The sequence below is a fragment of the Fulvivirga kasyanovii genome, from assembly GCF_009711405.1.
Taxonomy (GTDB): Bacteria; Bacteroidota; Bacteroidia; order Cytophagales; family Cyclobacteriaceae; genus Fulvivirga; species Fulvivirga kasyanovii.
Genome location: NZ_SMLW01000431.1, coordinates 1 through 10,179 on the forward strand (window position 1 = coordinate 1; position 10,179 = coordinate 10,179).

A 10,179-nucleotide genomic window follows, 5' to 3' on the forward strand; every position below is an offset into this window, starting at 1 on the left:
GCATCTTTTGGACAAACGAAAGATGAAGTAGTGATTTTGAGTCGAATTGGAGAATTTTCTAAAGAACAACTAAATAATTCAGGACCTTCAAAATTAACCTTCGTAACGGATATAAATAAAGCCGCTGAATTAGCGAAATTAGATATACAGAATGGAATTCCATTTTTACTTTTAAAGGGCGGAATTGCACCTACCGTAATTGGAACTGATCCTGAATTTGAGAAAAAATATGAAATTTACTTTTACGAGTACGGTTGCACTGGGCCCGAGCATGAAATAATTATAGCGTACAACGAGATGATTTTCGATTTTTTAACCATGAAGTACGGAAAAGAATGGCTAAAAGAAGTCAGAAAAGATGTCATTGGACTGAAAAACTGGAAGAAAAAATAAAAATACTGCCTTGATTCTGTATGGTAGGTAATATGCGCTTTTTGGCGCATTCGATTTAGCTTTTTAGCCCTATGAATCTCCAAAAGCTAAACTTTGGTTTTTTATTTTGCTTATTTCTTAATTCCTGTGGTTCGTTTACATCTTTTGACGATTTGATTTCTGCCTTTCCCCTGTCGACAACAACTATTCCGTAATGATCGCCCACATTTGATTTTATCCTTTCAAATTTTCCAAGCTTAAGCATTTTCTCGTTTATCCTGACTCCATCAGCATAGTCTTCATAAATTTCGACGGGTAGTGGATTATATTTCGGTGTTGATTTGATGTATCTAGTGAAAAAATACGGATCCAATTCGCCAAACTCAGGCCCAAAAACAAGAGGAACTTCTATTTCTTGATTTGTTTTAATATTCTTGAATCCGCAATGAAAGCCATGAACAAAGTATCTCCAATTCCCGACTTTTCCACTTTGCCTATGGTCTTGTTTAAGCTCGTTAAAAGTTTCTATAGGGAAGCTCTTATTCAGGTTTATGCCCAGTTTATGAACTAACATAAATACAAGTTCTTCTCCTAACAGTCTGTAATCCTTAGCACATTCTATAAAGAAGGATTGATTATCTTCAATTTCTTTGTCTGTTATAAGCTTGGCAATATTTATTTCGGGCTTAATTGTATGTACCCCAACTTGAAATCCCGTTAATCTCATTTTTAGGTTTTTTCCAATTTCTTCTCGTTGATCATCTAGTCCACTCATAAAAACTAGCTTCAACGTACTTTCTCTTGGAATTGCACTGATTGATTCAAGGCTTGGGACCTGTTCAAGAGTTCTAATGGGTATTATGTCAGTTTTTCTATCCAATTGCGTCGATTTTCTCTAGTGATGGACAATGGCTTAATATATGGAGTATGAGACTATTAGAAATGTCTAAAGCTAGCAAATCAAATAGATTTTTAATAGCCTTGAATAGCAATCGTAATTTCCACCATGCACTCTCCCCAAAAACTAATTTTCTTAATTTCGCAGGATGACTTCAAGCACACATCCGGAAATAGTTATACAAGGAGCAAGGACCATTAACCTGAAGAATATTTCATTGCGATGCCGCATAATCGATTTAAGTGTCTTAGTAATTTTTTTGTGTTCGTTTCGACCAATATGTCAGAGGCTTTAGCCTAAAATGTATTTTTGGAGAAATCCTCGACCACTTCCATATCTTTAATGTAAAAAATCCCAACTTTGTCTATTTACTAATACAGAAAATAACAATTACAATATAACTACTGTGAATACAAGAAAACTTTCAACTTTAGTATGCTTATTCTTGGCAGGAACTCTAATTTTTTCATGCTCAGAAGATGATGGCATAAAGGATAGTATACCTGAAATAACCAATTCTTTTCTCTATGACGGTCAGGAATATCCAATAGCAGACGGCTTGATAGAAGATGCAGGACCTTCTTCTCCAGCATTTGGGGAGTCCAATCCTTCCGACACCCATAATTTATACATTTTCAATTTTACAGATGGTGCATATCGATTAGAGGAGTATGAATGGGGTGATATATATAGAAATGAAAATGCCACGTATAAACTTTATGTAGGTTTATTTTATCCGGATACTACAACGTTTAGAGAAGGAGAGTATTCCTATGTTCATATAACAGAAGTTACAAGTGATCAGGTTATTAATAAAAAGGTATTTGGGCAGTTTGCCTTTTGGCTTGACTTAAATGGCAATGGAGTTTATGATGCTGAAGATCAAGAAACTTATACGCATTCGGCAGGAGGAACCGTCAATGTCCGTGGGTCTGATAATAACTACATTATTTGGTTCGATATTGTCATGGGAAATGGTAAAACATTAACTGGCAGTGTTCAAAAATCTTTTAAATACTCTAAATATTAAATAGGTTATCAAACTGGCATTAAACTTTTTCAGTAACAACGATTTTACTTTACGATGTACATTGGCGGAATGCATGTCGCTCTACGGTGGACACACTGTCTGGTATTTATAATTTGTTACGCTTGTTGTTTGCGCGAATCGAGACGTACGTTTAGTAAGAGCGTTGCATGTCATTCGTAACGCAATCTTTATCACAAATTCACGTTCCTGATAAAACTCGAGAACCTTGAAGATTCATCACCTAATTTTCCTAACTGCTTTACTTGCATGCGAAGAAACAACCAAGCCTTTATTTCCAGCGAAGGAACATGGGCGTGTTGGGTTTATCAATATAGATGGAGAATTCGAAATACAACCGACATATGATGAAGCTAAGCGATTTTCAGAAGGGTTAGCTGCTGTTAGAATTGACTCCCTTTGGGGCTATATTGACTCAACCGGAACAATGATAATTGAACCTAAATTTTATGAGGCTGGAAATTTCTCAAGTGGTAGAGCGCTTGTTGATTTGAAATACATTGGCCATGCTCAAGCGTTCATTAATCAATTAGGTTCAATCGTGTTTAAACCAACTGAATACACTTCGAGCTTCCATGAAGGGTTTGCCAAGACCGAAGTGAACAACAGAGTTGGCTATTACAACTTGAACGGTGAGTTAGAAATTTTGACAGATTACCCATATGGTGATTCATTTAGTGAAGGAATTGCAAAAATCTGGACAGGTGATAGCAGCAGATATATTAACAAAAAGGGTGAGACCATAATAAAACTGTCAGGAATGGGGCATGGACAGTTTTCAGAAGGATTGGCAGGAGTCAGAATCAATGGCCAGAACGTTTATATCAACAAGACTGGCGAGGTGGTTATTGATAACTTGAACATGGTTGGAGTGCTTTTTGACTTCTCTGATGGAATGGCTAAGGTAACAATTCCTGGAGTGAACCATAAATCGGGGTTTATAAATCGACAAGGTGAAATAATAATCCCGGTTGAACATCACATGATAAATGATTTCCACAATGGATTGGCAGCGTTCCTCGAAGATGGTAAATGGGGATTTTTCAACAAAAAAGGAGAAGTAGCAATTTCTCCGACATTTGATTATGTGGAATGGGAGTTTGGCTTTGAAGGAGGATTGTGCTGGGTAAGAAAGGATGGGCTAAGAGGATACATCAATAAATCAGGTCAATTTGTTTGGACTCAAGATGACTCCTACATGTACGGAAACATCGATACTTCAGCATGGAAACTTGACACACTTGAAACGCATTCATATCTCTTTGCTGATAGAAGTGTTTTTAATAATGATCCACATACATTGACGGCTGACACATTAAACTCAATCAAACTTTTTGTTAACCCCAAAGAGATAACCCCATTTGCTGATAAGTATTTTGGAAATAAAATCTATTTAATTAACGGAACAACAGACACGCTTCAAATTGATGCGCAAGATGGACAGATTGAACTTTTACAACAAGCTCTAAATGAAGATGGAACTTGGCTATATTTAGAAAATTTCATAGATAGCAGGTGCGGTAACAGTTATCATGATGTTCAACTTCCACCGAATAAGTATTTTGTTTTTTCATCTCCAGTTTTTAGAGGTGATTTTACAACAACACTCAGGTACGAACTATCAATTAATCGTGACTCAAAAATTTATTCCAACGAGTACCAGGGAACAATTTCTAAAACTCAATTTCTATCTGGAGAGCTAGGGGACTTTTAATAACGGCATACAACAGACACTATCATCTATAAGCTTACAGAGCTATTTGCAAAGGAACGTGCGCTCAGATACTTTTATAGATGTTTGAAAAGCCCAGCTTACGAATGATAAGTTGACCATTAACGATGAAGACATTACATTTTACTATCACAATACTATTATTGTTTAATTCGGGTTTAGTTTGGGGACAAAGCTCCTTGGATGAAATTCGTGAATATTATTATAAGTATAAGGCCAACGAAAAAACATATGAGATAGCTACATTAAACAGAGAATTTGATGATGTACATCAGGCCTTCACTTTTTATCATAATGCGGATAAACTGTACTATGTCATATTTGAACATAGCTCCGAATTTCAAGGATTCAGCAAGGAGTACTTTTTTAAAGATGATGAGTTGTTTTTTATCTACACTGCTGAATCTGGTGAAAATTATTTTGAAGAGCCTGTTAGAAAATGCTGGCAAACAGATTATCGTTATTACTTAATCGATGAAAAACCGATTCAAATATTATTCAAAGAAGGTCAACTGGAAGGATCATTTAATTTGGACAGTCTAATGGCCACTATTCCCAACAAGAATATTTACCCTCAGGACAGGGCTAACCTAGGACTCGAACTTGAGAATGGTAGAGCTCTTTTCGAGATATTTAGGGGACTTAGTGAATATCGCTAACATTGACTGGCAGCACATATGCTTAATTGTTTTACAGGTTTTAACTGAAAAATGCCCCATTAATTCTGCGTTGTAGTTCTTGACTGAAAACAGTATGAAACTATTTTTTGGACCCCTCTAAATCTAATTTCCTTAATTTCACGCGATGACTTCAAGCACACATCCTGAAATAGTTATACGAGGAGCAAGAACCAACAACCTGAAGAATATTTCATTGCGTATACCCCATAATCAATTGATCGTGGTGACGGGAATATCGGGTTCGGGAAAGTCGAGTCTTGCGTTTGATATCATTGCTAAAGAAGGGCAGCGGCGCTATTTTGAAACATTGCCTTCATTTGCCCGGCAATTTATGGGCAAATTGAACCGGCCCGATGTCGATGAAATGGAGGGGCTTTCTCCGGTGATTGCCATTGGGCAACGCACTACCGGAATGCATGCCCGATCTACGGTGGGTACCCTGTCTGATATTTATGATTGGTTGCGCCTGCTGTTTGCACGAACGGGAACTACCCCTAATAACATAGCGCTTTCTCGTGCGCTTTTTTCATTTAACTCGGCGGTGGGGAAGTGTAGGCGCTGCAATGGCATTGGCAAAGAGGAGGAAATCGACCTTCACCGGCTTATCGCTTTTCCTGAAAGATCCATTAGAGAAGGAGCCTTAGCGCCCACGTTGCCCAACGGGTATATCATGTACTCGCAGGTGACGATTGATGTGCTCAACCAGGTTTGTGAAGCTGAAGGGTTTAATGTGGATATCCCATGGAATGAGCTCACTGACCAGCAGCAAGCCGTTGTTTTGTACGGTAGCGAGAAAATAAAAGTACCTTTTGGGAAGCATAGCCTGGAGTCGCGCTTGAAGTGGACCGGCATAAAGGCCAAACCGCGTGAAGAAGGCTATTATAAAGGCATGATCCCGATCATGTCGGATATTTTGAGAAGGGACCGGAATGCCAATATTCTCAAGTACGTACATGCCGTAACTTGTCCCGATTGCCATGGTACGCGCTTAAATAGCGATGCCCTAAGCGTCACGGTGCATGGCAAATCCATTGCGGAGGTAACACGCTTTGAACTGAGCGAATTAAACGCCTGGATCCAGGCGAACACTTGGGATGCAGTTGCCCGGGAAATTGTGACTAAAATAGAAGCACAAGTGGATTTGTTGGCAGATTTAGGATTAGGTCATCTTACCTTAGACCGTTCCGCAGCGTCGCTTCGTGCCAGTGAGATCCAGCGTATACGGGTGGCTAACCAGCTATCTGTCCCCTTAAGTGACGTGCTCTACGTGTTTGATGAACCCTCCATTGGGCTGCACCGGCAAGAGAACGAGCGATTGATTCATCATTTTAAAGCACTGGTCAATAAAGGAAATACCGTGATCGTGGTAGAGCACGATCTGGATACCATTACCAGTGCCGATCATATTATTGAAATAGGTCCAAAAGCAGGTGTTTATGGAGGAGAGGTAGTTTTTAACGGAGCATTCTCTGAGTTTATCCAAAAGGATGAATTAAGGGAGATTAGCCCAACGTTTCGAGCCATTAAAAGTCCGCCCGAAATTGTTAAATCATCCTCCAAAAAAGAACGTGGAGCAATTCATTTGATGGGATGCCACGAAAGGAATTTAAAAAATATTGATGTCTCGTTTCAGTTAGGCAAGCTCAACGTGATTAGTGGTCCGTCAGGAGCGGGGAAGTCGAGCCTGGTAAAAGGTGCCTTGCTTCAGGCAGTGCAGCAGCATTTGGGCATGGAAGTAGACAGGCCTGCGAAGCTCAGCGGTCATGAAAATATAGACGCGATCAATAAACTGATTTTTATTGATCATTCCCCCATAGGAAAAACACCCCGCAGCAATCCGGCCACTTATTTGGGCTTGTCTGATCATATTCGTGATCTATTTGCTATGTTGCCTGAGTCAAAAGCGCAGGGTTTTACCAAGTCGCGATTTTCATTTAACAACAAAGGCGGCCGATGCGAAACGTGCCAGGGTGCAGGGAAAACGCAAATAGGTATGCACTTTTTAGGCAACGTAGATTTGGTGTGCGAGACCTGCAACGGCGACCGGTTCAATGCAGAAACCCTGGCGATCCAATACAAGGGTTTGTCCATTGCTGATTGTTACAAATTGTCCGTTAACGAGGCCATTTCCTTTTTTGAAGACCAGAAAAAAGTGTTGGCAGGACTACAGCTATTACAGGAAGTAGGGCTGGGGTATTTAACCCTTGGGCAATCTTCCACCACACTTTCGGGAGGAGAAGCGCAGCGTATTAAAATTGCCAATCAACTTCAGAAAAAAGATACCGGAGACACCCTGTACGTGATCATCGAGCCCAGCATCGGGTTGCACCATGATGATATCAATTCGTTGCTGCAATTGTTCGATCGCATTAAAAAGAAAGGCAATACCATAGTTTGCATTGAACAGAATGAAGCCATTATTGAATATGGTGACTGGCATATTGAACTTGGCCCTGAAAGCGGTGCCGCGGGAGGTATTATTGTCTACCAGGGGAAGCCGGAGCGAACGCCTGAACCTGTCCATATTCCACCTGAAAAAGCCACTCCTAAGAGTAATGTTTCCCATGAAATTGTATTGAATGGTGTAACTACCCATGGGTTGAAAAATATTGATGTGCGTATTCCCAAAAATCAATTGACCGTAGTTACCGGTGTTTCTGGGAGTGGAAAATCATCACTGGTATATGATACATTGTTTGCCGAATCCAATGCGCGTTTTACAGAATCGCTATCTACCTACCACCGAAGCTTTCTTCAACAAAATAGTGAAGCTGAAATTGTTTCATTTTCGGGCTTAGGGCCGGCCATTGGCATCAACAGAAAAGGCGGTGCGCCATCCAAACGATCTACTGTGGGCACCTTGTCAGGAGTTTATGATGCCTTCCGGTTGTTGTATTCGAGGATAGCCCAACACGAAGGAGAAAACTACACCGCCCAACACTTTTCCTTTAACCATCATTTGGGTGCCTGCCCGCACTGTGATGGACTGGGGGTGAAATTAACCTGCGATCCCAATGAGGTCATTGTTGCTCCTCATCAATCCATTTGGGAGGGGGCAGTTTCTACCAATAAGGCCATGGCTTACTATGCCGATGTGCATGGCCAGTTTATGGCTACGCTGAAGGAGGTGGCAAAACAAAAGCATTGGAATATCGACCGCCCGTGGCAGGAGTTGGAGGATGAGGTCAAAGAAGTCATCCTTTACGGAACAGGCGATAAAATTTGGGAAGTAACCTGGGAGTTTACCACCAAATCACGAACCGGTACGCAGGCATTAACCGCCAAATGGCGCGGGTTCTGTAATTATATCGATGAGGAATATCAACGGAAGCTTCACAACAAAAGCATTCAGCACATAGAAGATTTATTGCACGATGTGGAATGTCCGGTGTGTCATGGTACCCGATTAAAACCTGAGTTATTGAATACAAAGTTTCTGGGAAAAGATATTCATGCCCTTTCCAGTACGGATATTGATACCTGCCTTCGTTTGATGGAGCAATTGGATACTCAGGTAGACCCAGTGGTTTTGGCCATTAGCCAGGTGGTTTTACCCACGGTTAAAGAAGCGATGAATACAATGGTGGAGCTTGGGTTGGGTTATTTAAACCTGGATAGGGCCGTCAGCACACTTTCCGGTGGAGAACGCCAGCGGGTTACACTGGCCGGTCAATTGTCAACCCACCTGTTTGGTGTCACCTATGTGCTGGATGAGCCGACCATTGGTTTGGACAAAGAGCAGGTAGCTGCTTTAGCCGGTGCATTGAAAAGAATTGTGAGCAACGGAAACACGGTAGTGGTCGTGGAGCATGATGCCTCTTTTATCCAAAGCGCCGATTATATGATTGAAATGGGACCGGGAGCCGGCAACCTGGGAGGTGAAGTAATCTACCAGGGGAAGGTGAGCGATATTGCCAGGGCTAAGCATTCGGTTACCTACAAGTTATTGGAAGCTAATGAAAATATCCTTCCAAAGCCGCAGCACCCAAAAGGCGATCCATTTGGTGTGAAAGGTGCTTTCGCCAATAACCTCAAACACATTGATGTCACCTTTTATGCGGGGCAGATTATTGCCATCACGGGTGTTTCAGGTAGTGGAAAATCCAGTTTGGTCAAAGAGGTGTTATACACTTCCTGGCTCAAAAACAGGCCGGTAAACTGTGCTTCAGTCTATGGTTTGGAGCAGTTTGAAGAAGTATTGCTCATGGATCAGTCCATCCTCACCCAGGACAGACTAAGTACACCGACTTCATACACCGGAATTATGGAGCAGCTAAAAACGCTATTCTCAAAAACAGCAAAAGCAAAAGAAGCGGGGCTAAAAAAAGCAGATTTCTCCTACCAAAGCAAGAACGGTAAGTGTGCCACTTGTGGAGGTTATGGCAAAGTAAAAACCAGCATGGATTTCATGAGCGATGTGTGGCTGACCTGTGATACCTGCAAGGGAATGCGTTATAACGATACTATTCTAGCCTGTAAGCTAAAAGAACGCTCCATTGGCGAAGCGCTTCAGATGACCGTTCTGGAAGCTATAACATTTTTCAAGTCAGGCGCTATTGTAGAAAGCCTTGAAGTGCTCAGGCAAGTAGGGGTTGGCCATTTACGTTTGGGGCAGGCAGGTAATACCTTGTCAGGAGGGGAATCCCAACGACTGAAACTGGCAACCTCCATACTACAAAAGCGAAAAGGCCGTACACTATACCTCTTCGATGAACCCAGCACCGGCCTTCATTATTTTGATATACTGCAATTAATCAAGGTCTTCCAATCATTAGTCGACCGTGGCGATACGGTACTTTTCATTGAACATAACGCCACTTTGATTGGAGTGGCAGATCAACTCGTTACGTTGGGGCCGGGTAGTGGAGAGCAGGGTGGGGAGGTGATTTGGCGTTGAGGTAGGTAAGACAATTTGCAGGACACTCTACGGCTTCCTTATTTTTTTTCTTGCTTAGTTAAACCAATATTAAAACATGTTATAGCTCCTACTAAAGGCAGAGTGCTAGCTAAAAAGTTAGTGGTCATGTTGGTGAATCTGCTGCCATAGACGGCAACAAATAAAAAGACACCAAGTCCGAGAATCAAGCCCAGCAAGCATTGAAGGAAATGCCTGAAAAACTCTGTATTTCTGTTTTTTGATTTTAAGAATTTATAACCCGTATAACATACGCCTACAAGCATTCCGATATATCCCCCAATGATTGAATAGAAAATTGAAGCAGATAATTCTAAGTACATTCCGAATAATTCAAAGGAGATAGTGGCTAAAACGGCGAAGGTGATAAAACCTAAAATCCCAAAACCGGATCCAAAAAGGATCTGTGTTGCGATCAATCCAAATTTTTGATAACCCTTCACATTTTTAATGATTTATTTCTACGTCTTTAGTGGTAAAACCTATTTGTGGGATTTCTTTTTACCCCAATACAATATAAACCCTGCCAATATA

7 protein-coding genes are annotated in these 10,179 nt (G+C 41.0%); 5 read left to right on the forward strand and 2 right to left on the reverse strand.

Going from position 1 to position 10,179, the window contains the following annotated elements:
• Positions 1-393, forward strand: a 393-nt coding sequence (locus E1163_RS30455) for an FEKKY domain-containing protein (protein WP_221417950.1), incomplete at its 5' end; no start/stop codon positions are given.
• A 55-nt stretch (positions 394-448) separates the two neighbouring features.
• On the opposite strand, the gene E1163_RS06500 is transcribed toward E1163_RS30455, so the two are convergent.
• A complete protein-coding gene (locus E1163_RS06500) occupies positions 449-1,252 on the reverse strand; it encodes a DUF6896 domain-containing protein (RefSeq protein ID WP_185155988.1) in 804 nt (267 codons plus the stop codon).
• A 424-nt stretch (positions 1,253-1,676) separates the two neighbouring features.
• Between E1163_RS06500 and E1163_RS06505 the strand changes: the two genes are divergently transcribed.
• The 4 genes from E1163_RS06505 (at position 1,677) to E1163_RS06520 (ending at position 9,627) form a co-directional block, all read left to right on the forward strand.
• Positions 1,677-2,300, forward strand: a complete 624-nt coding sequence (locus E1163_RS06505) for a hypothetical protein (RefSeq protein ID WP_155170628.1) — start codon at positions 1,677-1,679, stop codon at positions 2,298-2,300.
• A gap of 226 nt (positions 2,301-2,526) precedes the next feature.
• Positions 2,527-4,032 carry a WG repeat-containing protein gene (locus E1163_RS06510; RefSeq protein WP_155170629.1) on the forward strand — a complete coding sequence of 502 codons (1,506 nt, stop codon included), beginning with the start codon at positions 2,527-2,529 and terminating at the stop codon, positions 4,030-4,032.
• 125 nt (positions 4,033-4,157) lie between these two features.
• A complete protein-coding gene (locus tag E1163_RS06515) occupies positions 4,158-4,709 on the forward strand; it encodes a hypothetical protein (RefSeq protein ID WP_155170630.1) in 552 nt (183 codons plus the stop codon).
• A gap of 145 nt (positions 4,710-4,854) precedes the next feature.
• Positions 4,855-9,627, forward strand: coding sequence for an ATP-binding cassette domain-containing protein (locus tag E1163_RS06520; RefSeq protein WP_155170631.1), 4,773 nt, complete (start codon positions 4,855-4,857; stop codon positions 9,625-9,627).
• A 38-nt stretch (positions 9,628-9,665) separates the two neighbouring features.
• Here E1163_RS06520 and E1163_RS06525 read toward each other — a convergent pair whose 3' ends face one another.
• Positions 9,666-10,088: a hypothetical protein gene (locus E1163_RS06525; protein WP_155170632.1), complete on the reverse strand. Its 423-nt coding sequence runs from the start codon at positions 10,086-10,088 to the stop codon at positions 9,666-9,668.
• Between the last annotated feature and the right edge of the window lie 91 nt (positions 10,089-10,179).

What these genes read in the sequence shown, in the direction of transcription:
- E1163_RS06515 (WP_155170630.1), top strand. Translation starts at nt 4,158, where the DNA reads ATGAAGACATTACATTTTACTATCACAATACTATTATTGTTTAATTCG.
- E1163_RS06520 (WP_155170631.1), top strand. Translation starts at nt 4,855, where the DNA reads ATGACTTCAAGCACACATCCTGAAATAGTTATACGAGGAGCAAGAACC.